Source organism: Bradyrhizobium betae (genome assembly GCF_004123905.1).
In the GTDB taxonomy this organism is placed as follows: Bacteria; Pseudomonadota; Alphaproteobacteria; order Rhizobiales; family Xanthobacteraceae; genus Bradyrhizobium; species Bradyrhizobium betae_A.
The window spans coordinates 1-24,747 of the sequence record NZ_MZXW01000017.1 but is presented as its reverse complement, the minus strand read 5'-3'; the positions used below and the strand labels follow the sequence as shown (position 1 = coordinate 24,747).

Here is a 24,747-nt window from a genome sequence, read left to right as displayed (position 1 = left end):
AGTCAGTCAACCATGCAGGCTGGGCACAGCAGCCGTGGGCGCGGATTGCGCCGAGCGTGCAGACGCCAGAATCAATGCGATTGTGAACATCAGGAGGATCCCGACGATGGAGTCACGATCCAGCACGCTCGTTTCCGTGAGATTGTGTCCGACGCAGAAGATCAGGAAGGATGCCAGCAGACCACGCTGACTGCGGGGGATCGATCCGGAGCCCAGGTTCGCGAGCGGAATGATGACGGTCGACAAGACCACCATGACGAGCCCTGGAAGCCCGGTCTGACAGAGCAGGTCGATGTAGCCGTTGTGTCCGATCGCGACGAGGGCGACCCAGTCCGTCTCTCTGACGTAATGGTACAGGGGACTTTTGTTGCCGCCGATATTCCAGAACGATCCATAGCCCGAGCCGAGGAGCCAATGGTCCTTCCAGTAAGAGAGCAGCGTCGACCAGATATGCACGCGTCCCGTGAATGCATCCGGCCGGCTGAATATCGCCTGGATGTCGCTCCAGTAAGCGATCGCCATACCGACGATCACCAGAATCGTACCCAGTAGGGCCGGCAGGAGCAGCGGTCGAAATCTCGGATTGTAGGCCTGGAACACCCATCCGGCTGACAAGGACAAAACGATCATGCCTATCGATGTCTTTGCATGCGTCTTGTACAGGAAAAACGCGCTGCCCAGGATGACCGCCCAGCGAATCCAGGTCTTTATCGAACGAGCGTCAAACAGAAATACGGAAATGGTAAGCGCGCAGACGGCGCCGGCGAAGTTCTTCTGCGTCAGAACTCCTTTCCAGTTTCCGACCAGTTCGGGATCGAGGCCAAATCCCTCGACGTCCAGCTGCTGGTGGATGCCGACCGACGGCAGCAGAACGACGGACAGGAAATTGATCGCGAGAATCACGATCATCATCTCCCGGAAGATGAGAATGGTCCTCGCATAACCCAAAATGTCCACCATGCTGAACACGGTGAGCACGATCATCGTCGTCAGCAGGAGACGGCGCATGGCGATGTCGGGATCGACCGCCCAGGTGAGGCTCAGCCAGAACCACAGCAGCGTGAGTCCGAGGCTTAACGGGAGCGGGAAGAGGCCGCGAGGATTGGCCGCAACACGCGCCGCAGTCAGCGCCGCGATATAGATACCCGTGAAGGCGAGTTGCCTGAGAACGCTTCCTTCACCTGTGTAGGGCAGTGTCTTCAGCGTCAGATACGGGCCGGCCACCATCAAGCCCAGCAGTGCGTACATCGTCAGGCTGGCGATGGGCACCGAAGGCGGCGCAGGTCTGCGGTGAAGAGCAATCGAAGCGCTTCGTTCGGATTGAATGGTCATTCCTGCCGGACGTCGGTTGGCGTGTGGATCAGCAATACTGAAGGCAAAGGCCGCCTGATCGTCGTAACCATGCTGCGTCAGGCAAGCGGCTCTACTCGATACTACCGGGATGTTTGTTGCGGTGCAATGTCGGCGCCAATATGGTTGCCACTACAGTTTATGCGTCCCCTTTGAAAGATCCACGAGTGGTCTTTACCATGCCCTGCTACTCCATCCGCATCGCCATTCTGGTCATCACGTTCCTGATAGCTGCCTGCCAGACGCCCGTGCGGGCCGGCGGAACGTGCATTCTTCGACCAGAACCGATCCGGCTTCGCTCGGAAGTTGTAAACTGGAACATCGAGCTCCGCCAAGGCGAGGAATGCGTGCAGGGGCTCCGTTGGTCCACCCTTCTGATTGATCAAGTTCTCGTCTTGAATCAGCCGAAGTTTGGCCGCATCGCGATCAACGGTCCGTCGTTCCGCTACATCGCCGGCTCCTCGAACGAGTCCGACACCTTCCGGTTGCTGGTGAAGGGGAGTGCGCTTCGCGTTCAGGGAGAAACGACGATCGAGGCTACGATCAATATCGGCGATGCTCCGTCCCGAACGCGCCGCTGGGAGCCGGCAGCGCGCTGATGCTTCCTACTTTGAGGGTTCCGCGTTGGCGCTCTGGGTAGAGCCCATTAGGGCAAGCGTGTTCTTGGAGAAGTTTCCATACAACAAGTCGTTGCCGAAACCGCTGAGATGATCCGCATCGAAGAATAGCGGCTTTCCGTCGCGGAAAGATGTGCAGGTCTGATCAGGGCACAGGAGCGGGAAGGGATCCCAGACCGATATCTTCGAATTCTTGGCGGTGAGCTCGGTCATCGCGGCCAGGATCGGTGTGCGCAACTTCTCGAGGTCTTGACGGCTCATGTTGAAGCCTGGGGCGCAAACGGCATTGTCCCGGTTGAACCAATCGGAGCAACGAAACGGAGGAGTCCGGAATATCGGCTTGGGCGCCTCGAATTCAACGCGTGCGCCGAGCTGGGTGATCGGAGCGAGGAGCTGCATGGCTTCCGCCACGACCGCTGCCTGGTTCTGGGCTGCTGGGGTCGATGCCTTGCCCTCACCGTCGATATCGCCCCACTGATTGCCGAACCGCGGGAGCCGCAGGCTCGGAAGGAAAACGAGATCGTGCGGCTTGATCGCGTCTTTCAGATATTGCGCGATGACCTGATGAGATTTCCTGCAGTCGCTGTCGTGCTCGGCGATCGGCCGATCGAGCGGAATGAACGCGCAGCCCTCGTGCGAGTAGACCTTGACGGTGGTGCCGGTATCGAGCGCGAATTGGCGTACCATCGTGGTGTAGGCACTGGCATGGGAGTCGCCAACGACATAGACGATGCCGGCAGAGAGCGCTCCCTGACACTCGGTCGGTTTCCAGACCGTCAGCGGGACGCCGCCTTCCACGACGTCGGATCGCACGATCCTGCAGTCTTTCACAGACGCCACGCTCTTGCGGGCCAGCGGATACCAGACGTCGGTATTGCCGGTGACACTGAGCGTCAGCTTCGATTTATACTTGAAGACGGCGGCTGTGGCCCCCGTAATCACCAGAACGACGGCAAGCGAGGCAGGGATGAACTTCGCGACGGACAGGCGCTTCTGCCACTGAAACTTTCGAGCGGGCTGCTCGACGATCTCGTAGGAGGCGATCGCCAGAAGCGCGGCGATTGCGACGGCCGCGAGACAGGTCTGGATCTGGTCCAGCCCGACCGTCCAGCGAAACAGCACGAAGGTTGGCCAGTGCCAGAGATAGAGCGAATAGGAGATCTTTCCGACGAAGACGGGAGCCGGTCTCGCAAACTTCGCCGGCAATGCACGCTCGGGTTGCGCCACGATGAACGCAATCAGGCAGGCCGTGCCCGCAACGGGAACGAGGGCCGCCGGAAACGGCGAGAATATCGTGGCCGGAATTGCGAAAGAGACGGCGACCAGAAGCAATCCGGTGATAAACCCGAGATTGTATTTCTGCGGGCTCAGCGCGCTGATGTGCGGCGCCCATGCGTTCATCGACAAATACAGCACGACACCGGCGCCCAACTCCCAGAAGCGCGCCGGGATGAGGTAGAACGCGTACTCCCAGCGATACCAGGTCAACAGTCCGCACAAGGCGAACGAGATGACCGAAAGAGCCGATATGACGGCGACGGCGCGCGTCGTCTTGGCGCCTGGCCGCTCGTGATGGAAGAAATAGATCAGGATCGGGAACAGGAGATAGAACTGCTCCTCGACGCCGAGGGACCACGTGTGGACGAACGGGTTGAAGGCGGCCCTCGGCGAGAAATACTCGTCGTTATTGAGCGCCAGCACGATATTGCTGCCGCCGAAGAAGGCTGCGAGGCCCGTCTTCGCCAGCATGTTGCTCAGCCATGACGAGGGAATGAACAGCGTTCCGACAACGGCGGTGACGACCAGGCAGAACACCAGCGCAGGCATGATGCGCACGATGCGCCGCGCGTAAAAATGTCCCTGGAACTGGAACAGACTGTCGAACCGCGCGCCGGCGACCGATCCGGTGACAACGAAGCCCGAGATGACGAAGAAGATGTCGACGCCGAAATATCCACCCGGCAGAAAGCTTTCGTGCAGGTGATAGAGAAGCACCGACAGGACTGCGACGGCCCGGAGCCCGTCGATACCGGCAAAATATCTTGCTTTTGCGCTCATGATCCTACTCAGCGGCCTGGCTCACGGCGCGACGGCCAGCGCGAAGGTCCCGCAGAGCACGAAGCACCGGCTTCTCGACAAAAATGTGGGCGAGCACACCGGCGACAACTGCGATGATTGCGGTCGACAGGAAAAGAGGAATCGGGGGGATCCAATGTGACGCAAGGCGAGCATTGAGCAGCGCTACGACCGTAATGACGGGTGAGTGCACCAGATAGATCGAATAAGTCGCGTCGCCGATCTTGAGCAAGATCGGCGAAAAGCTCCAGTTATGCTGCCGCTCGCCCAAGGCGCCGCCCAGCAGGATCAAGGCGAAGGGCACCGCGAGCGTCAGCAGAACAAGCGGATCCTTCTGGGTGACGCCGATCCGGCCGCCTGCAAGGGTTGAGGCTGTCAGGACCAGGAGGACCAGACCCAGGGCCAGCAGCGGAACGCCCCACCGCTGGTCGGTGACTGTGAAAGCGAAATACGTGCAGACGCCGATCAGAAAATAGGCGCACCACATGTCGTTCCACATCTGGAGCAATCCCGGCTCGTGTCCAAGAACGAGGCTGTTGACCAGAATCGACACGGCCCAGGCGACGAGCACCACGGTGCCCAGCAGCCTATTCAGGATCAGAGTGCAGAAAACGGCATAGAACGCCATTTCATAGAACAATGTCCATGCCACTTGCAGCGGCAGGCTCAGCGGCTCGGCGAGTTTGACAAGAGCATAGGCGGAAAGCAGGTTTTCCGTGTTCCACGAGAAGTTGGGGTGCCCGATGCCGCGGTAGGCGGCGATCAGGAAGAGGGTCAGGAAAATCCAGTAAACCGGATAAACCCGCACAAATCTTTTCCAAAGATAGTTTCCAAGTCTGGCGGGTTTGCCCACGTCCTTCACGTGAGCAAACATGATGATGAAGCCGCTCAGAACGAAGAAGAAATTGACGCCGAGCCATCCCTTCGAAGCCACCGCACCGAATAGGCTGAGGCCGCCATACTCGGGCTGCGCCAGGATCAAGTGCGTGTGGTAAATGGCGACGGCAACGGCTGCCAGCCCGCGCATGACTTGCACGGACTGGAGTGCCTTCTTTGCCGGATGAGACGGTCTGTCACGTCCGGCGGACTCTTCTGGCGTCAACATTCCACTCCTATCACGCCGGCTTAATCAAGTCGGCACGGGATATGCCGGAGGTTCCAAGCCCAGCATGATGATGCCCGCGCGCCGGAATGTAACGGCTCTGCGCGAGGCCTCGAGCGGACTGAACCACCGTTGCGCCCAGCCATTTGCCCATCGCTGCAACCTTCGTGCCGACGCCGCGCGTCTCGAGGCTCTTCAGGAGCCCAAGAACGGGACGTTCCACAAAGAGGTGCGCCAGAACGCCCGCGGCGACGGAACCCACGCATGTGACTGCAAACAGAACCATTGGCGGCATCACTCCTGCTGCAAACTTGTAGTTCAGCAAAGCGATCATCGTGATAGCGGGAGAATGTACCAAATAGATGGCATAGGTCGCGTCTCCGAGGTTTAGCAGCACGCGCGGTGGCTTCCAGCCATAGCGCTGCTCCGCCAGGACGCACCCCAGGAGGATCATCGCGAACGGCAGTGCAATCGAGATCATCATCCACGGATGTGTCTGTGCGTACTCCATCTCCCTGATATAGCCGCGAAGCATCACGAGCAGCAACAGCGAGCCCATGATCAGGAGCGGTAGCGCCCAGCGTCCGTCCATCTTGCGATAGAGCAGATAAACGAGCATGCCGACCACAAAATAGGCATTCCAGATATTCAGAAGCCCCCACTCGACATTTCCGAGAACCAGGCTGCTGAAGGTGACGCATAGCATCCATGCCGACAGCACGGCGATTCCGATCGTGCGATTCACCAGCAACACAATGAAGACCGCGTAGAACGTCACCTCGTAGAACAGCGTCCATGCGACCTGAAGCGGAAGGCTGAATTGATCGCAAAGTTTGACGAGCGCAAAAGCGGTCAAAATATTGGCACTATCCCATGAGAAGTTGGGGTGGCCTATCCCGCGATACGCGGCAGCGAGGAAAAAGGTCAGGAATATCCAATAAACCGGATAGACCCGGGAAAATCTCTTCCAGACATAATTGGATATGCGATCCGGCCGGCCCACGTCGTTTGCGTGCGCAAACATGATGATGAAGCCGCTGAGCACGAAGAAAAAGTTCACACCGAGCCAGCCCTTTGTGGCGATGCTCGGCAGGATGGTGAAGCCGCCGTATTCGGGTCTTGCTAGGATGACGTGTGCGTGAAATATCGCAACTGCTACCGCGGCGAGGCCGCGCATGACTTGGACCGAAAGAATTGTCGTTCTGGGCTTGGACGCGGCGGCGTCAGCCGGTCTCGCTCCCCTGATTGCTATCGTCATGTACTAACTCCTCGTACTTTAAAATCATGCCTTCATAAGTAATCGCGTTTGCCAGGTGGCGCGCGCGATCAGTCCACGTCACATAATGAGCTGGGTCGTCGAGTAGCCGCAGGATCTCGCGGGCGAGCGCCTTGTCGTCGCTGGGATCGACGGCGATGCCGCATGCTGTCCCGTCGGCGGCGGTAATGCCCTCGATCTGAACGGGAACGTTGGAAACAACCAGTGGCAATTGCAGCTTCGCAGCCTCGATCAATCCGAGGCTGTGTCCTTCAAACCAGCTCGGCTGCACGAAGACATCGCCTTCCGAGAGCAGCTCGAGCGCTTCCTTCCGGGAGCGATGCCCGGCAAATTCGATGCGGTCCGTCACGCCGAGTTCGTCAGCGAGCGTCTTCAGCATGGCCTCCTCGGGGCCGGTGCCGACAATGATGATCTTGACGTCCGGCATGTGCACGGCTGCGCGCACCAGAACGGGATAATTCTTTTGTGGGAACAGGCGCCCCGTTGCCACGACGCGCCGTCCGCGCGTCGTCTTGCGCTCGCGCACGGCGGAAAGCGTTGTGAGCAACGTCTCGATCTCCGGCGGGAGCGCGTTGTGAATGGTTCGCCGCTTGGCGACATAGGCGTTCGGCTTGCCGTTCAGCGATTCTCCGACCGCGTCCGAAACGGTGACGACTGTCTGCACGTTCGGCCACGACCCGACCCAGCCGTCGATTGTGTTGAGGATCCGGCTGTGGGTGCCTACGGGAGAATGATGCGAGATGACGATTCGTGTCGATGCGCCTGCGAGCCTTGCTGCGATCGGAGCAAGGACATTGGCTGCCGGCATCGCCGTGAAAATCATGTCCGGCGCATTCTTGCGCAGCAGCCTTACCAGCGACATCAGCATCTTGATCTGGGCGCCAATCGCCGTCGGCCGGCGAGGGATGACGTATTGCCAGGGCAGATGAGGAGAGGTCTCGCGGACTTGCGCGCGATAGGGGTAGAGCGCCATCAGCCGTACGTCGAAGCCCCGGGCCCGGAAGCCTTCGGCCAGATTGGCCCAGATTTCCTGAACGCCTCCCGCGGAAGAGTGAGAGAGGAGAAAAACGATCGACTGCGCGCTCATTGGGCAAACCGCCGGCTAGGTGTCGGAGCCTCGTCAGATCACCTGCTAGAGCCGTTACGAGTCCGGGGCACACATATTCTGGAAGAACTTGAGTGGCTTGATCCGTACCATGGTCCGCCAGAAAGAAAAAGAGACTCTCGGCCCCGTTTCCGCCCGGCTTGTGCGCTCCATGGCATGGGAATGGCATCGCCGGAAGGATCGTGGCGGGCCGTTCCCGTTAACTTCCGTCTTGATTGTCCGGTTTTGGATTAAACCGGCTGGCCAAGGTGTCATATACGTGCAAACCGTCAGTGGCCGAACATTGTTCGAGAGTTCTTTGTTGATGAAGGTTCTTATCCTTGGAGGCAGTCCTGCGCGCCCAGGCGGTGTTGAGGCATTTTGCAGTCGTGCCCATGATGCGATGAATTTGGACGCGCGGCTCCAGGTCGACTGGCTGCCGGTAAATACGGCCTATCTGAGGCCCGCAACTTCCGTCCGAGCCTGGCAATCACTTCGCACCTTCTGGCGGCGGCGTCATGAAGGCTGGAGCGCCGTGTGGCTCCAATATGTGAACCTGGCGGATCTGGCTTTTCTGGTCGCGGCGAGAGCGATGGGTTTCAAGGTCGTGGTCACGCCACATCTCGGGGCCAATTGGAAATCCACGCGGATCGCCATGCTTCGCACGTTGAGCCGCGCACTGCTCGGCCTGTCGAGCAAGTTTGCATATTTGTCCGAGACCCAGCTTCAGGAGCTGGCGTTGCCTGTCGGCGTGCCACGATGCCGCATTCACACTTTTCTGCCACGTTCGATTGGCACGCGACAACTCGTCGTCGAGAGAAGGGCAGGCCGCCAGGGTCTCAAGCTGATCCATGCCGGCCGGCTCTCGCACGAAAAGGGCAGCTTTCTGTTCCTCGAAGTCTGCGCCAGGCTGAAGCAGCGTAACCTGGCCTTCACTGCGGAAGTCATCGGAGGCTGCGATGACCAGACGCGGATGGCGCTGAACGAGCGGATCGCCGAATATGGCATCAAGGAGAATGTTACGCTTTTTCCGGCAATGGAAGAAGAAGAGCTGATGAAAAGGCTCGCGGCTGCGGATTTTCTGATTCACCTTTCGATATTGGATTCATTCCCTTTGATCGTTCTCGAAGCGCTCGCGGCGGGCGCCTATCCGGTTTGCATAGATTTGCCCGGCGCGCGGAAGATGACGCAAGATTACTGTGGGCGGGTTGTCTCTCCGAACAACGCTGTTCAGGCAGCTGTTGACATTCTTTGCCAAGGCGACTTGGAAGTCGCGAGGGGCGAGGCCGACACAGCCAGAAACAAGGTCTTGGATGACTATGACTGGGGCACCTGCGTCCGCTTGCTCGAAAACTGTATCGAACAAGATTGAGACCGGATGGACGTGTTTCTGTTTATGATAGTTTGCGAAACCATTTGATGCCCCACCCTGTAGGACAGTTGGTCGACATCGGCGGCGTCAGCGTGCTTTCCTCGGACATTGAAGAGTTCGTGGCGCGATTTGACGCGTCGATGGCGGCTCAACAGCCGATGAAGGTCGCGTTCCTGAACGCCAATCTGTTCAACTTCACGCGCTCCGATCCGTTCGTTCTCCACATCCTGAGGGAGTTCACCGTCCTCAATGACGGAGTTGGATTGAATCTTGCTAGCGCGATCCTCAAAGGGGCGGTTTTCCCGGCGAACATGAATGGAACGGATCTCATTCCGGCGGTTCTTTCTATGACGACGCACCGGTTGCGGATATTTCTCGTGGGGTCTAGGCCGTCCTCCGTCCAACGGGCGTCGGAGGTCATCGCAGCCATGTGGCCTCGGCACACAATCGTCGGGTGTCAGGATGGTTATTATGAACAAGCCGAGGAAGACGAGATCGTCGAACGGATCAAATCATCAAACCCTGATCTTGTGCTGGTAGGACTTGGAAATCCGAGGCAGGAAGTCTGGATTGCCAAGCACATTCCTTATGCATGCCCTCGCGGGTTCGCCGTTGGTGGGCTGTTCGACTTCGTCTCGGGCGCGGTTCCTCGCGCGCCGGCCGTGCTGCGGGCGCTCAGCCTGGAGTGGTTGTTTAGGTTACTCTACGAGCCCCTTCGTCTGTGGCGTCGGTACTTGCTGGGGATACCTGTGTTTATCGCTCGTGTGACCGGGGAAGCGCTCGGCAGGGCAACCCGGTGGGGAAAACGGATATGGCCGTAAAACGACTGATGCTGGTCGCGTCCGGTGGTGGACATTGGGTCCAGCTGTCGCGCCTTAGTCCCGCCTTCGAGGGACACAAGGCCTTGTATGTGACCACAATGGAAGGAGCCGAGGCTCCGTCCGGTGCGACCCCTGTGGCCGTCGTGACAGACGCCTCGCGGAGCCATCCTGCGAGCTTTGCGGTGCTGTTTGCCCAGATGATCTGGATAATTGCAAAATTTCGTCCCGACGTGATCGTGACGACGGGCGCAGCACCCGGATTGGTTGCAATTCAGGTGGGCAAAGTGCTAGGGGCGCGAACCGTCTGGATCGACAGCCTGGCGAATTCGGAACGTATGTCGCTATCGGGAAAGCTCGCCAGACGCTATGCAGATCTGTGGCTTACGCAATGGCCTCATCTCGTGGAAAAATACCCCAACCTTTCTTCCTTCGGGGCGGTACTGTGATTCTGGTTTCTGTCGGCACCCAATTTCCTTTCGATCGCCTGATTAGTACCGTGGATATGTGGGCGGTCGAGAACGGAAGAACCGACGTCATGGCGCAGACCGGACCGTCGGGCTACACGCCTCGGGCGCTCAAATGCTTTGCCATGATGAGCCCGGACAAGTTTCGCAAGCTCCAGGCCGAGGCTGAGCTGATCGTCGCCCATGCCGGCATGGGCTCGATTTTGACGGCCCTTGAGTTCAGGAAGCCGATCATCATCATGCCGCGTGATCACACGCGCGGCGAGCACAGGAACGCGCATCAGTCGGCAACCGCTGCGCGTTTCGAGAATACACCAGGTCTCTACGTGGTGAGGGACGAAGCCGAACTCCTCGACCGGTTGAACCATCTCAGCGATATGGTTGCATCCCAGGGCGTTTCCCGGAAGGCTCCGGAGGAATTCGTATCGCGGCTTCGCGCTTTCATCGAAGAAGAGAGACCGAGCTCTAGGGTCTGGACACTGCCATGGCGCCGAAACGAGTCGAGCGCGGCCAAGCGGTAAAAAATCCTCACAGGAAGCGTCGTGGTGTCGTGCGCCTGATCGCCGCTCAGGCGGCGTTCGCCTGCGTCGCGGCCGTTATATGTCTTTCGCCGTTTCCGCTCGGCTCGACGGCCGTGAGCTTTGTCGCGGCGTGGAGCCTGTTGCTGGGCTTGGCCGCGATTTGCAGCGTGCCGGCGCGGCTTTCCGTCAAATCGATGGTCTTTCTATTGGCGGCCTTCGTGTCCCTTGGCGCTTATCTGGTCGTGATTCACGAGCAGATATCGGTGCGACCATGGTTTTCCAGCGGGCTGGTTCACCCGATCTGGGCCCGTGCGGGCGCGGTGCTGGGAGAAGATTTTCCCCCCATCGTATCGGTCGTGAGGGATGTGCCGCTCATCGCGATCGGTGCAGAGCTGGCCTTCGTGCTCATGCTGCTTGTGTCTTTTTCGATCGCGTCGGATCGGCGCGACGGCCTCAGGCTGCTTCGCGTCGTTGCTTTCGCCGGAGCCGCCTATGCCTTGCTCGGGATTGTCACCTTCGCGGTCGATCCCGGCAAGATTCTGTTCTGGAAGAACAAGACGGATCATCTGGCCAATCTCACGGGCACGTTCACCAACCGGAACACAGCGGCGGTCTTCTTCGGACAGGCATCGGTCCTGTGGTTTCTCTTCTGGTGCGAGGAACTGCGCGACATGCGGGAGCGGCGCGGGTTGAACCTTCGTGGTGCGTTCCAGCGGCTCGTCGCGCATCCAACGAATCGCAGCCTGTTCGCTCTCGCGATTTTCGTCACCACGCTATGTGCCGTCTTCATGACGGGATCTCGAGCCGGTTCCGTTCTTACGCTGATCGTGCTGCTGGTTGCGTTTCTGGCGTATTTCCGGCGCGAGTTTGCCCACTGGAAAGCCATGGTCGCCGTGGGCGCGATCGGCTCATTGGTGGCGACCGGTCTCATGCTGACTGTCGGGGGCAATGTCGGACAACGCTTCAGCATCCAGGGGTTCAGCGACGAGGGGCGCTGGCCGGTTTACCGGACGACCATGCAGATTGCGCGTGACTTCCCTGAACTTGGTACGGGTCTGGGAAGCTTTGTCGCGATTTTCCAGGCGTATCGCCCAGGCGATGTATCGATCTCCGGCACCTGGAATCGGGCGCACGATGTTCTGCTGGAGCTTGCGTCGGAAACCGGTGTTTTCGTCGCAGGCGGAGTCTTGGCATGGTACCTGGCAATCCTCTTTTTACTGATCTGGGCAGTCATGCGTCGGCCGACTCGCGACCCTCTGCCCATTTCGGCGGCACTGGCAGCGTGGCTCATGGCTGGGCTGCACTCGCTGGTTGATTTCTCGCTTCAGATCCCCGGATACGCGTTCATGGTTGCCGCGATAGTTGGCACGGGACTTGCTCAAGCACTAGCGCCGCCGTCGGCGTCCAGTCCTGTCAGGCTTAGCGCGGCCAGCCCGGAATTCGGGGACGGCGTCGATGAACGCAGCCGTTAAAGTTACTGTCATCCAAACGCGCATGTTTTGCCTTTAAATTGCAGGAGCATGCTATAGGAGGGCTGCGTTAACTGCCTCGGTTGGTGGGAGAAAGCTGTGTTTAAAGAATATATGGGTTCGATGCTTGGACGTCTTGTGATCGCCGGAACGATCTCTCTGATTTCCGTCCAGGTTGCGTCCGCTGCGTGTCTGTCCGGCGATCAGAAGTTGCCAGCTGCGACCGTCAACAACTTTGTTGCAAATCCGAGCTCGATTCTGGGCGCGGCTGATCTTGCGCAAACCGTAAGGGATCTGGTGGCCTCGGATTCCTCGACACTGTCTCCGGTTCTCGCCCTGCTTCAGGGTGCGTCGGGCGATCAGCAAGGCGCGATCGGGTCTGGCCTCGGTCAGGCCGCATCTGTGCTTTGTTTGCAGACGGACCCTAATTTCGCCGCAGAGATTCAGGATCGAGTGAACAACAGCCAGTCTGCTCCGGCAAAGACCGCTTACGCGGCAATCACCGGCGACAAGAACAGAACACTGGCGACGAACGCTTCTGGCGCTGGAATTTCGCCGGGAGGCGTTGGGGGCGGAACCAACCCAGCGGCCAATACGGGCAACGGTACGGGATCAACGTTCACGTTCTCGGCTGAGAGCGTTCGCGGTAACGGGCTTAATTACTTCAGCGGCGGGGTGACCGGAATTTCGGGCGTCACTTCGACGACGACGACGGCGGCGCGGACGACGAGCCCGTAGGGCTGGCACTCGCCGCCAAAGCAAAAGATGGACGAGTTGGACTGATGCTCAATATTACCAAGCCTACCACCGCCATTTCGTCCGTCACCCAAGAGTACACATCGGCAGAAGAGACCCTTCAGTCATTGAAGGGGCTGATCGGGCGACACGTGACCCTCCTTGTCACGGTGGTGCTCGTGTGCGTTCTTCTGGGTGGCGTCATCATGCTGACGACCCCCGCGCGCTTCACCGCGACTGGCCTGCTCATCATCGATACGAAGAAGGTGCAGACCATTCAGCAGCAGGCTCCGCTCGGAACCGAATCGCCGCTGGATACCGGCACGGTCGATAGCCAGGTCGAAATCCTTCAGTCCGAAACGATCGCGCTCACCGTCATCAAGCAGCTTCGATTGACCGAACTCGACGAGTTCGTTGGTCCCGGCGGCGGTATTCCAGGTGCCCTCCTCGGTGCCATCAGGTCTCTGCTGTCCGATGGACCGCGGTCGGATTTCGAATTGACCCGCAAGGCGCTTGAGAAGTTTCAGAAGCGTCTCTCCGTGAAGCGGCTGGGATTGTCCTATGTCATTCAGATCGACTATCAGTCCGAAAATCCCGACCGCGCGGCAAAGATCGCCAATGCGGTGGCTGAAGCCTATATCAACGACCAGCTCGAATCGAAGTATCAGGCGTCCCGTCGCGCAGCCATCTGGCTGCAGGATCGGCTGAAGGAGCTTCGGACTCAGGCCTCCGCGGCCGAGCGAGCCGTCGTACAGTACAAGGCCGACAACAACATCGTCGATACCGGCGGTCGCCTTCTCAACGAGCAGCAACTGGCCGAAATCAACAGCGCGCTGACGATCGCGCGGGCCCAGAAGGCCGAAGCCCAGGCGCGCCTCGATCGCATCAGCGGGATTCTTCAGAAGGACAATGGCGACGGCGCGCTCATCACCGAAGTGGGAGCCGTCGCCGACTCCCTCCATAACGACGTGATCACGCGGCTTCGCCAGCAATATCTCGATCTCTCGAACCGCGAGGCCGATTGGTCCAACCGCTACGGGCCGCAGCATCTTGCGGTCAAGAATCTGCGCGATCAGATGCGGGAAATCCGCCGGTCGATCGGGGACGAACTCAGGCGAATCGCCGAAACCTACAAGAGCGACCTCGAGATCGCCTCCTCCAAGGAGGACAGCACGCAGAAGAACCTGGATCAGACGGTCAAGGCCTCGAACGACACGAGCCAGGCCCAGATCGCGCTGCGAGAGCTTGAAAGCAACGCGCAGAGCTATCGCGCGCTCGCCGACAACTTCCTGCAGCTCTACATGGTCTCCGTGCAGCAGCAGTCGTTCCCGATCACTGAATCCCGCCTGATTACCCAGGCCACGCCGCCGCTGAAGCCGTCGTTCCCGAACATGCTGATCGTGATGCCGGGCGCTCTCGTCGGCGGAATCGCGCTGGCATTCGGCCTCGCGGTTTTCAGGGATATGTCGGACCGCGCGTTCCGGACCGCATCGAGGGTGCAGCGCGAGCTCGGGCTCGATTGCATCGCCGTGCTGCCGAAATTGTCGTTCGACGGCGCGAAATCTTCCCGCGGCGTGCGTGGCATGGTTGCCCGTGCCCTGGGTAAGCAAACTGCGGATGGCGCTGTCCGCTCGCCGCCGCCGCAAAGGCCCGCAGGTCGCCCGCCGCGCGAAGACGAGCGGCTGGCGGCGATCGACCGTCCGCTGGTGTTCCGTCCGAGCCCGATGCGCTACGTGATGGAAGCGCCGTTCTCGCGGTTTGCCGAGGGATTGCGGGCAATCAAGCTTGCCGCCGACCTGCATGGTTCGAGCAGGACCAACAACGTCCTCGGCATCACTTCGGCGCTTCCCAACGAGGGCAAATCGAGTACGGCAGCTTCGCTCGCCCGCGTCATCGCGCATGGCGGTACACGCACGCTGCTCATCGACGGCGACCTGCGCAATCCGTCTTTGACCAAGCAGCTTACGCCGGGTGCCAAGGCCGGACTGGTGGACGTCATCTCCGGCGATGTGGCTTTGCAAGACGCGCTCTGGACCGATCCCGAGACCGGACTCGATTTCCTTCCGGTCGTGATCGATCAGTGGCTGCCCCACAGCCATGAGATCATGCTTTGGCAGTCGACCGAGAAGCTGTTCGCGGGCCTGCGCGCTTCCTACGACAGGATCATCGTGGATCTGCCGCCGATGGCTCCGATCGTCGACGTGCGCGCAACCAATCGGCTCGTCGATTCCTATCTGCTGATCGTCGAGTGGGGTAAGACCAAGATCGACGTCGTGCAGATGGCGTTGAACGACGCCCCGAACGTCACCGAAAGGACGATCGGTTGCGTGCTCAACAAGGCCAACATGAAGGCCGTGAGCCGCTACGATCTGCGGCACTCCGAATATTACGGGAATTCCTATTATTCGAGATACGGCTACGTGGATTGAGACGTGGCGATGCCGTGTCGATAGCCCGCGTCTTTCTGAAGCTGCTGTTCGTTGCGGCCGGCGTGCTCACGATCTCCTGGAGCGTGAGCACATATCAGCGCGTCTTTCCTTTCAGGGATCTCGAAGCTGTCGGGTCCCGGATTTCGCTCGGTGAGACTTTCCAGCCGAGCGTATTGGAGGGGGTCGAACCTGACGCGGATCGCGCGATCGCTGCTGCGGACTGCAATACTCCTGCGATCCGCAGCGCCGTGTTCGTGAAGGTGCAGTTGTACGAGATCAAGGGCGGCGAGACGGATCGACTCGCGTTGAACAAGCTCTCCAGCGATCTGCGCGGTGCGATCCGCAAGTCCATCAGTTGCTCTCCGTACGATCCGTTCTTCTGGTTCGTGCGATACTGGATCGAAGTATCCAGCTCCGGGGTGTCCGAGAAGGCTCTCCGCTATCTGGAGATGTCCTACGAGACCGGACCGAATGAAGGCTGGATCGCTCTTCGTCGGAACCGGTTTGCGCTTGCCGTGTTTCCGTCGCTTGGCAGCGAGTTGCAGAAAAAGGTGCTGACCGAATTTTCAGAGTTGGTGGATGCCGGCTTCGTCGATCTGGCCGCTGCAAACCTTGCGGGTCCGGGGTGGCCGGTGCGGGAACAGTTGCTCGCACGACTTGCGGACGTCGGGCGGTACAATCGCGAACAATTCGCGAGACTCCTCGAGGACCAGGGAATTCGAGTCGATATTCCCAATGCCGAGCCGCGCCCGCAGCGATACTGGAATTGAGCCGAGCTGGAGTTTGGCAATGTCGAAGATTCGATCATTCGCTTTTGCGGTGGCTATCGGCCTTGTCGCCGTGCTGGTCGCTCATGATGGGGCGCTTGCACAGGTCGACAAGCCGGGACTGACCGGGGGCTCGGTCGTCGGCTCGACGCCTGGCCTCAGCGTGGATACCAACTCATCGTCCATGCGGTTCGGTTCGTCCCGGACGCCGCAGCGGCATATGGATTCCTCGGGCCGTCCCTGCGTCTACGTGCTCGGGGAGGCCAAGTCGCAGGTCGTCAATCCGAAGCTCTACGATCACGTCCTGATCGTCAACAATTCGTGCAGCGTTCCGGTCAAGCTGCGGGCCTGCTATCTGGGTACCGACAAGTGCAATGACATCGCCGTCGGAGCCTACACCAAGCGCCGCGAAATCTTTGGCATCGTGCCGGATGCGAAGGATTTCAGGTTCGAGTTTCGCGAGTATTTCAACTAGCCGCTGTGTCGCGGCAAGATGTCCGCATCTTCGTCACGAGAACGTAATGTCGTGAGACCTTTGGAAGCAGGACGGCTGGCTTGCTTCCTTCGACCGTTTTCGTGCAAGATTCGGCGGGCATCGCAACGAGGTCACTGAGGCTCTGGATGAATTTTCATATTGGAAGTCTGGTGAGAACCGCCTGGCTGATCGGTTTTATCGCGCTCGGAGCGATGCCATCCGCGGCGTGGGCCGGATGCTTTTGCCAATGCGTCGATGGTGCCTTCCGAGCCATCTGCAGCGGTCAGTTTGACATTGCTCCGATCTGCCCCGCTCGTTCGTGCTCGACGACTCTCCGTCAGACGCCGATGCGCATCGGCGAGGGTGGGCGGTCGCAATGCGCTCCGATCAAGGATTGTGACACCTACGGGCATTGCCAGTGGAAGAGCAGCTGCGACAAGTAGCCGTCCGTTCAATGGATCTCGGCTGCTGAATGGCGTGCGGACACTATTCGTAGTTGGTCGTAAACCTGCCTTGCTGAGCCGACATTTTGAGGTCGGGGCGACGGTCGCGACTCCACATCCTGGATCGAGAAGGAGCTGATATGCGTCTAATCCCGCGAGCTTTCGTCCTCGCTTCTGCCTTCCTGCTGACAGTCAATTGGGCCGGCGCGGCTGAACTGCGCCGTTTCGGCGATCATCAATTATTCACCAAGGGTCCATTTTCGGCATTCATGGACCCCTTCAACAAGCGGGAATACGTCGCCGGAAAGGACTTCGATCAGAGCTTCACCGTGGATCCCGAGAATTTTCCGGTGGGGACGACCATCACCTGGAATTGGCCGATCCGTGATCCGAAATTCATCGTCGGCTTCCTCCAGGCCGCGGCCTATGGCGACTATTTCAACACCGTGCCGCAACGGCAAATTCGGCCCTCGCGGATCAACGAAATTCAGCAATTGTCTGTCTCGCACGATCTAACCTTTTCCGGGACACACAACGGTTTCGACGTCATCTATGATTACTTTCTCACCAAGGCTCCTCGTGGCTGGACATCGCGCCTGTTTGAAATCGAGGTGTTTCTCCGTACGCCCGAATATTCGGTGAAGTACTTCAACACGGCGACGCCGATCGGAACGTTCGAGCATGCCGGCGTGCAATGGAAGGTGGCGATCGATCGACGGCCGAAGGTCCCGGATATCCTGTTCATTCCGGTTACCCACGCCGATCTTGCCAAGGGCTCGATCGATCTCCAGGCGATGCATCTCTTCCTGAAGTCCAAGGGAATCCTGACCGGCGAGGAGTACTACAATGGCCATTCGCTCGGAGTTGAGCCGGCGCAGGGAACGGGCTCGTTCCTGGTGAACGCGGTCTCCGTAGATTACCGGTGAGCGCCGTCTCCGGCTATCGCACGGAAGTGCGCGGCTGAGTTTGCGCGCTGTTGAGGTCCTGGTTCTCGGACGCAGAAGTGGGATCTGCTTGCGCGCGGCGCGAGATGCTTGACTGCATCTTTCTCACCTTCGCTAGATCGTGATTGACCGCCGCATCCCGCAGTGGCGTCGAGAACAATTGTTCCGCCCCGCTCGGCCCGGAGCCGAACAGGGCTAACAAGACGATAATCGCTGCGCTTCTCATTGACTGCCTCGGACATAAATTGCGTTGGTTTTCACGCGAGGTTTGCTTCTCTGCGGAATATGGCAGTTGAAGGGCCTTCAACGCCTTCCGGGATCCATGTTCATTTTCTGAAAATCTTACCAGAGTCTCAATCGGGTCCGAACGATTAGCTGCAATCCCGCCCCCGGATATTTGGGAATGAATGTTTTCATGCGCTTAGGGGGACGGGCGCATGACGACCTACAGCACTGCGAATGGGATAACTTTGTCGACATCGGGGAGCACGACCCGATGGGCGATCAATACGTCGGGGGTTGAGACCCAAGTCGGGACGTCCGGCAACGACGCGTTCAGCGGCGCCGGCGGAGATGTTCTCATTGGCGGCCTCGGGGACGACACCTACTACCTCTGGGACAATCGTGAGACCATCGTCGAGCAGGCCGGACAGGGTGTCGATACGGTCGTCGTGAACTATTGGGGGGCGGCGACGCTCGCCGCCAACGTCGAAAATCTCATTCTCAATTCGCCCGGCGCCAATTCCGGAACGGGCAACGCCCTCAACAACATCATCATCGCCGGCTCGGTCGGCGCGACGCTGGACGGCGGTGCAGGCAACGACATCCTGGTCGGCGGGGCCGGGGCCGATTTGTTCATCGTCAAGGCGGGAAATGGCTCCGATGCCATCGTCAATTTCGCGCCGAGCAACGACATCATAAAGCTGCAGGGCTACGGGATCACCAGCTTCGATCAGCTCGCGGCATTGGCCACGCAAAATGGTGCGGACGTGAAGTTCGCATTCGCCAATGGCGAGAGCCTCGTGCTGCGGAGCGTGAGCCTGTCGAGCCTGAGCGCATATGACTTTGGCATGCTGCCCAGCTCTCCGGCGTCTCTGACGGCACTCTCCCAGATGGTCGGTCCAGCCAAGGCGCTGACCATGAATGGCTGGACGATCGTCAACAACGTCTGGAATCCGGGAAGCCTGGTCTATGGCACGGACTACTCCGTCTCGACGTCCTATGCTGCCGCCGGTCTGACCAAACAGACCACCTTTACCTGGTCGTTTCCGGTTGTCATCGATCCCAATCCCACCATCAGGGCCTATCAGGAGATTTCGTACGGCCTCAATCCATATGCCAGCACGTCGAGCTCGCCTGCCAATCCGTTCGCAATCCAGCTCTCCAGCCTCTCGAGCCTCGAGGTCAAATACGATGTCGAATACCACGGCAATCTCGCCGGCTTCGATGTCGCCTTCGATCTCTGGCTGACGAGCCGCCCGAACGGAAACGCGAGCACGATCACCAACGAAGTGATGATCTGGCTGCACAAGGGCGGGCTCGTTCCCTTCGGAAGCCAGGTTGGCACCTACAGCGATGGCGTTATCTCGGCCAAGATCTACTATCAGGCCGGCACCCGGCCATATATTGCGGTCGTTCTCGATACGGATTCGACGACCGGCGACATCAATGTGGCCTCGATCCTGGCAAAACTCGTAAGCCTCAAACTGGTTTCCAGCAGCGAATACCTGGCCTCGCTGGAGTTCGGAGCCGAAGTCGGATCGGGGGCGGGAGCCTTGACGATTCACAGTCTCGATCTGAGTGTCGGGAAGGCGGACGCCGCCGCGACCGCAGGCGCAGCCGCGCCCCTCGCGCCGACGATCACGGCCTCGTTGTCCGACAACGCCGGTCTCGCGAACGGGCTGACAAAAGTCAATCACGTCACGTTGAGCGGAACGGCTTCGGCGGGAACCGTGGTGCAGATTTTCGACGGCAGCAGCCAGCTCGGCACCGCTGTCGCGGGCAGCTCCGGAGCCTGGAGCTTTGCAACTGCCACGCTCGCGGACGGCAGCCATGGCTTTGCCGCAAAAGCGGTCGATGGCAGCGGTAACGCCAGTGCGATGTCCTCGTCGTTCAACATCATCGTGGATACGACGGCGCCCGTCGCGCCCGCGATCACGAGCTTTTCGCCGGATAGCTACATCTCCGGCGATGGCGTCACCAATGCCAATCAGGTCACGCTGAACGGTTCGGCTGAGCAGGGCAGCACCGTCAAGCTCTTCGACGGCGCGATCCTGATCGGAACGGTGGTGGCCGGCGCCAACGGCTCCTGGTCTTACACGACTTCAACTCTGTCGGACGCCACGCATTCATTTTCCGCGCGGGCAACCGATGCGGCGGGCAATGTCAGCGCGATGTCGCTGGGCTTCAACATCACGGTGGACACCGTGGCGCCGCGACCCACGGTGACATCGTTCTCGCCCGACAGCAATGTAGTGGGTGACGGGATCACCAACGCCAATCAGATCACGCTGCGGGGAGCCGGCGAGGTTGGCCGTCAGGTCCAGGTGTTCGACGGCGCGAACCAGATCGGAATCGCGTCAGTCGATGGCACGGGAGCGTGGACGTTCGCAACTGCGACGCTGGCGAACGGAGTGCATTCTTTCACGATCAAGCAAACGGATGCCGCTGGGAACGTCGGAACGCCTGCTGCGCTCAGCGTAACTGTCGATACCATCGGGCCGGGCGCACCCGTCATCAGCTCGAGCGCGTCCGTATCGGCCAGTTCGACAAGCGTCTCGGGCAGCGCGGAGGCGGGCGCCAAGGTCTGGCTCTATGACGGCGCCAATCTGCTTGGCACCGGCGTTGCTGCGGCAAACGGGTCGTGGGTGATCAGCACCGGCACGCTCGTTGCGGGCATTCATACGTTGACTGCCGTTGCAACTGATACGGCGGGCAATTCGAGCGGTGTGTCGAATGCGCTGAATCAGATTGTCGGCACGGTCATGGAGTCGACCGGAACGACAACGCTCGCCACGGGCGGCACGAACTACTATCTGTCGGATGGCGGCGCAGCTCTTCTCCTGAAATACTCAGGCGTGGCCGTCCAGACAGGGCAGTTCGGTGCCTTCACGGCGATTGCGGCGGAGAAGACCGCAAGTGGCTATGATGTCGCTTGGAAGGCCGCCGGCTCCGACCAATATATGGTGTGGAGCGTCGATGCGAACGGTGCATTCGCCGCCAATCTGACCGGGACCGTGTCGGGCGCGAGCTCGGCGCTGCAATCGCTGGAGTCGGTCTTCCACCAGGATTTGAACGGGGACGGCGTGATTAGCCAGACCTCTCCGCAGGTCATTGCCCAGGCCGGAAACGTCCAGATCGGCAGCACCGACCTCGTGTTCTTCAACGACAGCTCGCATACGGCTGCGATATGGCAACTGGGCGGCCAGTCGCAGGGCAATCCGCAGGTGGTGACGGGAGCATCGGGGTCCGACTTCGCTGCCAAAGGTGACTTCAATGGAGACGGGCATACGGATCTGCTCTTCATCAACGATGTCACCCACGAAGTCTCCGAATTGTTGAGCAATGGAGCGCAGGCGGCTTCAGTCGTCACCGTGTGGGCGATCAACGCCGCGGGCGGTTGGCATTTTGCCGACATTGTCGATTTCAATGGCGATGGAAAGAGCGATCTGCTGTTCGTCAACAGCGCCACCAATGGCGTCGCGGTCTGGCAGATGGATGGTGCGAAAATCGCCGCAGGTCCCCAAATCGGCGTGATGGCGCAAGGCTTCCATATCGCGTCGACCGGCGACTTCAACGGCGATGGCAAGACGGACCTGCTGATGATCAATGACAGCACGCACGATGCTGCGGTCTGGCAGATGAACGGCACCCAGGTGGCATCGAAGACGACGATCGGAACAATCAATGCTGCGGGCGGCTGGAATTTCGTCGAAACCGGCGACTTCAATGGGGACGGAAAAACCGATCTTCTGTTTCTGAACGGGCAAACGCACGGCGTTGCGATCTGGCAGATGAACGGGAGTCAGATTACCTCTAGCTCGCAGATTGCGGTGATGAACGCCGCGGGTGGCTGGCACTTTGCCGACGTCGGAGACTTCAATGGTGACGGAAAATCAGACTTGCTGTTCCTGAACGATACGACCCATGGCGTCGCGCTCTGGCAGATGAACGGAACGAAAATCATGAGTTCGGCGGCGATTGGAACGCTCGGCGCTGACGATCACTACGTTGGCTCTCAGAGCGTCGATGGTGGTCAGAGGTCGGCTATCCTGTTTGAAAATAGCGTTACGCATGCGCTGACATCCGTGGAGATGAACGGCAGCCAGACCGTAATCCAGCAGCTTGGCGTGATGAACGCAGACGCCGGTTGGCACCTGGCCATCTGAGCTCAATGATCTCGCTGCGTATGATGCGGCCTATGGTCGCGCGCGCTGGTGCTGCCGTGAAAATTCCTCGACCCCACGGATCGTGGTTTGCAGAACCACCTGCTTGTGGAGGCGAGCTCCCTTGGCATTGCCCTGGGTGAACTGTTACTGGCGCGAGCAGCGAGCTATGATATGGCGGTGACGGCCCATTCAAAGAGGGATCTCGGGAGGCGGATGTGGCCGGGTTACCTGGGAGAATGAAAGCAATGGTTTTCAGATGGAAGGTTGGCGCAGTCGCAATTGGGGTCATTTGCCTTGCGGGCGAGGCAATCCCTGAGCGGGCGTCGGCGATTACGGCCGAGTTGGCCAAGACTTGCAAAGCGCTTACAACCAAGCGCTTTCCACCCCGCGAAGTCGCTAACCCCGCCGCCGGGAGTGCCAAGGGCTCCGGACGCGACCAAAGTTCCTATTTCAACAAGTGCGTCGCCAACAACGGCAAGATGGATGATGACGCCAAATAGGCGGCCGTAGCCGTCCTCCAGCCGTCACTGCTCCTTGGCGGGAGCAGGCTCCGGGACAACGCCATCCTTGGCCATGCAATCTCTGAAATAGGCTTGTCGGTCGCCGCTCATGCGCACGGCACCTGGGCGCTTGTATGGGAAAGCGACGTAGGAATAGTGCATGCATTTCTTGGCGGTTTCAGCGCTGGGGCTGGCCCAGACCTCGCTCGGGCATGTCAGCAGCAGGAGAGCGGAGATCCCGGACACTCTGAGCATCAAGTCCATTTCTCCCGTGAGCGAGCCCGCTGTCAGGCCGGCCGGGTCAATGCGTTGATCTTGACGCCAGATTACGATTTCGAATGAGGAAGGCAGGCGGCTGCCTTAATTCGGCTGGCGGCAAATAGGACCGGAATCTGAGGGATCGTTCTCGACGCCGGCGCGAGATAATTTCCCTCGTTGCGTAGCCGGCCGCGAATGAAAAGGCGGCAATTGCCAAAATTACAACCAGCCCCAGCACGCTATACTCCACATTAACGATACGCCTCTTGTCTCAAAAGAGGCGCCAGCCTGCAAGGTGGCGATGGCAGATTTGAACGATAGATCGGCCAAAAACTAACGTCGGCCAGACCGTCTCACGGGAGCGCAACAGCCCGAGGCGTTCGGGCCGACAAAGGATGGGTCTGCCGGCGAAAAGTAGTTTGTTGGCCGGTTCGGCGTGCTCTGGGGTCTGGTCGAAACGGTCGGTCCCGGCACGACCACATAACCGGAGGGAGCCCCGCTGTAGGGTGGCTGTTGAGTGCCCTGAGCCGCCGCCTGGCCGCATGCGCACACCAAGCACGCACAAGCATACAGCACGGGTAGGGCGCATCTCATGGACCCGAGATGGATACCCAATTCGGGACGTCAAGGTTGGTGGGCAGGAATCTTGCCGGGATCCACTCGCGAAATGATGCGCAACTCACAGGTCGCATTTGCTGCAGGCGATCGTTTAGCTCGATCTTAAGCATCGCGTCGAAGGTTCCGCCGGCTCTTACCAATTTTTCAGTCCCCCTCCCGCAAGGTCAGGGCCGATCACGGAGGGAGATCAGTATGTTACGCACCACCGGCTTCGCATCCATCGTTGGGTTGATGATGCTGACCTCGGCGTTCGAAGCCCACGCCACGCCAAACTGCATGCGCGACATCAAGCCTTACCAGCTTGCGAGTGACACGATGGAATGGTCGATGACGATCGCTCCCGGCGCAAATTGTATCCAGGGTCTGCGTTGGTCGACGATGCAGATCTACAACGTCTCCGTATCTGCAAAACCGAAGTCTGGTGAAGTCGTTCTGGTCGGCCCTGGCTTCCGCTATTTTGCCAAGCCTGATTTTACCGGCACGGATACGTTTACCTTGGTGGTTGTCGGCAAGAATCGCCACGACGAAGGAACTTCCAAGATCCAGGTGACGATCTCCAGAGCCGATCAACCGATCGTCGTGGGTTCTATCAACAACTACGAGTAGAGCGAAATCGTCATGATCTAGCCCGTGGCGAGCCGATTCCGCGCCCGCTGGAGGGGCTGCCGGCGGTTTCGTTCGACCGATGTTCGGGGTTGACCCGGCTGAACGATATGTCCAAGAAAAGGCTCGTTTTGCTGGCGGCTTCTCGCATGGGCGGCCGCCTTTTCCAGACTGGATCTAGGCCCCGAGCCATGGCTGAGCGGATCGCTCTCATCACCGGCGTGACCGGGCAGGACGGCGCCTATCTGGCCGAATATCTGCTGTCGCTCGGCTATGTCGTGCACGGCATCAAGCGGCGCTCGTCCTCATTCAATACCGCGCGGGTCGATCACCTCTACGAGGACCCGCATGTCGGCAACGTGCCGTTCCTGATGCATTATGGCGACATGACGGACTCGAGCAATCTGATCCGCCTGGTACAGCAGATCCGGCCGA

General features: G+C 59.6%; 19 protein-coding genes. 14 read left to right on the top strand and 5 right to left on the bottom strand.

From position 1 onward, the window contains the following. Nucleotides 1-6: 6 nt before the first annotated feature. On the bottom strand, nt 7-1,332 hold the full coding sequence (locus B5V03_RS15815) for an O-antigen ligase family protein (RefSeq protein WP_129271254.1): 1,326 nt from the start codon (nt 1,330-1,332) through the stop codon (nt 7-9). Between the two features lie 185 nt (nt 1,333-1,517). On the opposite strand from B5V03_RS15815, the gene B5V03_RS15810 reads away from it, so the two are divergent. Next, a complete protein-coding gene (locus tag B5V03_RS15810) occupies nt 1,518-1,949 on the top strand; it encodes a hypothetical protein (RefSeq protein WP_129271253.1) in 432 nt (143 codons plus the stop codon). Between the two features lie 6 nt (nt 1,950-1,955). Here B5V03_RS15810 and B5V03_RS15805 read toward each other — a convergent pair whose 3' ends face one another. From B5V03_RS15805 to B5V03_RS15790, 4 genes are read right to left on the bottom strand one after another with little or no spacing between them, the layout of a single operon-like run. Then, entirely contained in the window at nt 1,956-4,025 is a 2,070-nt protein-coding gene (locus B5V03_RS15805; RefSeq protein WP_129271252.1) for an acyltransferase family protein, read from the bottom strand. A gap of 4 nt (nt 4,026-4,029) precedes the next feature. After that, nucleotides 4,030-5,148: an acyltransferase family protein gene (locus tag B5V03_RS15800; RefSeq protein WP_129271251.1), complete on the bottom strand. Its 1,119-nt coding sequence runs from the start codon at nt 5,146-5,148 to the stop codon at nt 4,030-4,032. Nucleotides 5,149-5,158: 10 nt separating this feature from the next. After that, nucleotides 5,159-6,403 (bottom strand): acyltransferase family protein, encoded by a 1,245-nt coding sequence (locus B5V03_RS15795; protein ID WP_129271250.1) that lies wholly within the window; start codon nt 6,401-6,403, stop codon nt 5,159-5,161. Beyond that, nucleotides 6,369-7,508 (bottom strand): glycosyltransferase, encoded by a 1,140-nt coding sequence (locus B5V03_RS15790; RefSeq protein WP_129271249.1) that lies wholly within the window; start codon nt 7,506-7,508, stop codon nt 6,369-6,371. Before B5V03_RS15790 ends, B5V03_RS15795 begins: the two co-directional genes overlap by 35 nt. Nucleotides 7,509-7,617: 109 nt before the next feature. Between B5V03_RS15790 and B5V03_RS15785 the strand changes: the two genes are divergently transcribed. The 13 genes from B5V03_RS15785 to B5V03_RS15710 form a co-directional block, all read left to right on the top strand. Next, on the top strand, nt 7,618-8,877 hold the full coding sequence (locus tag B5V03_RS15785; protein WP_164988040.1) for a glycosyltransferase family 4 protein: 1,260 nt from the start codon (nt 7,618-7,620) through the stop codon (nt 8,875-8,877). Between the two features lie 68 nt (nt 8,878-8,945). Next, nucleotides 8,946-9,698 carry a WecB/TagA/CpsF family glycosyltransferase gene (locus B5V03_RS15780; protein WP_164988039.1) on the top strand — a complete coding sequence of 251 codons (753 nt, stop codon included), beginning with the start codon at nt 8,946-8,948 and terminating at the stop codon, nt 9,696-9,698. Next, on the top strand, nt 9,689-10,144 hold the full coding sequence (locus B5V03_RS15775) for a glucuronosyltransferase (RefSeq protein WP_008140397.1): 456 nt from the start codon (nt 9,689-9,691) through the stop codon (nt 10,142-10,144). The genes B5V03_RS15780 and B5V03_RS15775 overlap by 10 nt, the downstream gene beginning before the upstream one ends. Then, a complete protein-coding gene (locus B5V03_RS15770) occupies nt 10,141-10,683 on the top strand; it encodes a glycosyltransferase (protein WP_129271246.1) in 543 nt (180 codons plus the stop codon). Before B5V03_RS15775 ends, B5V03_RS15770 begins: the two co-directional genes overlap by 4 nt. Then, on the top strand, nt 10,647-12,155 hold the full coding sequence (locus tag B5V03_RS15765; RefSeq protein ID WP_129271245.1) for an O-antigen ligase family protein: 1,509 nt from the start codon (nt 10,647-10,649) through the stop codon (nt 12,153-12,155). Before B5V03_RS15770 ends, B5V03_RS15765 begins: the two co-directional genes overlap by 37 nt. Before the next feature lie 96 nt (nt 12,156-12,251). After that, nucleotides 12,252-12,890 (top strand): hypothetical protein, encoded by a 639-nt coding sequence (locus tag B5V03_RS15760; RefSeq protein ID WP_129271244.1) that lies wholly within the window; start codon nt 12,252-12,254, stop codon nt 12,888-12,890. Between the two features lie 149 nt (nt 12,891-13,039). Then, complete coding sequence (locus B5V03_RS15755; protein WP_245502235.1) at nt 13,040-15,316, top strand: exopolysaccharide biosynthesis protein; 2,277 nt, start codon at nt 13,040-13,042, stop codon at nt 15,314-15,316. A gap of 14 nt (nt 15,317-15,330) precedes the next feature. Beyond that, on the top strand, nt 15,331-16,086 hold the full coding sequence (locus B5V03_RS15750; protein ID WP_129271242.1) for a hypothetical protein: 756 nt from the start codon (nt 15,331-15,333) through the stop codon (nt 16,084-16,086). A gap of 19 nt (nt 16,087-16,105) precedes the next feature. Then, nucleotides 16,106-16,558 (top strand): hypothetical protein, encoded by a 453-nt coding sequence (locus tag B5V03_RS15745; protein WP_129271241.1) that lies wholly within the window; start codon nt 16,106-16,108, stop codon nt 16,556-16,558. A gap of 583 nt (nt 16,559-17,141) precedes the next feature. Then, a complete protein-coding gene (locus B5V03_RS15740) occupies nt 17,142-17,927 on the top strand; it encodes a hypothetical protein (protein ID WP_129271240.1) in 786 nt (261 codons plus the stop codon). 455 nt (nt 17,928-18,382) lie between these two features. Then, nucleotides 18,383-22,333 carry an Ig-like domain-containing protein gene (locus B5V03_RS15730; RefSeq protein WP_164988038.1) on the top strand — a complete coding sequence of 1,317 codons (3,951 nt, stop codon included), beginning with the start codon at nt 18,383-18,385 and terminating at the stop codon, nt 22,331-22,333. Nucleotides 22,334-23,901: 1,568 nt separating this feature from the next. Next, the gene (locus B5V03_RS15715) at nt 23,902-24,315 is read left to right on the top strand and encodes an Ig-like domain-containing protein (RefSeq protein ID WP_129271236.1); all 414 of its coding nucleotides are present in this window, start codon (nt 23,902-23,904) and stop codon (nt 24,313-24,315) included. A 188-nt stretch (nt 24,316-24,503) separates the two neighbouring features. After that, a partial coding sequence (locus tag B5V03_RS15710) for a GDP-mannose 4,6-dehydratase (protein ID WP_129271235.1) occupies nt 24,504-24,747 on the top strand: 244 nt, incomplete at its 3' end.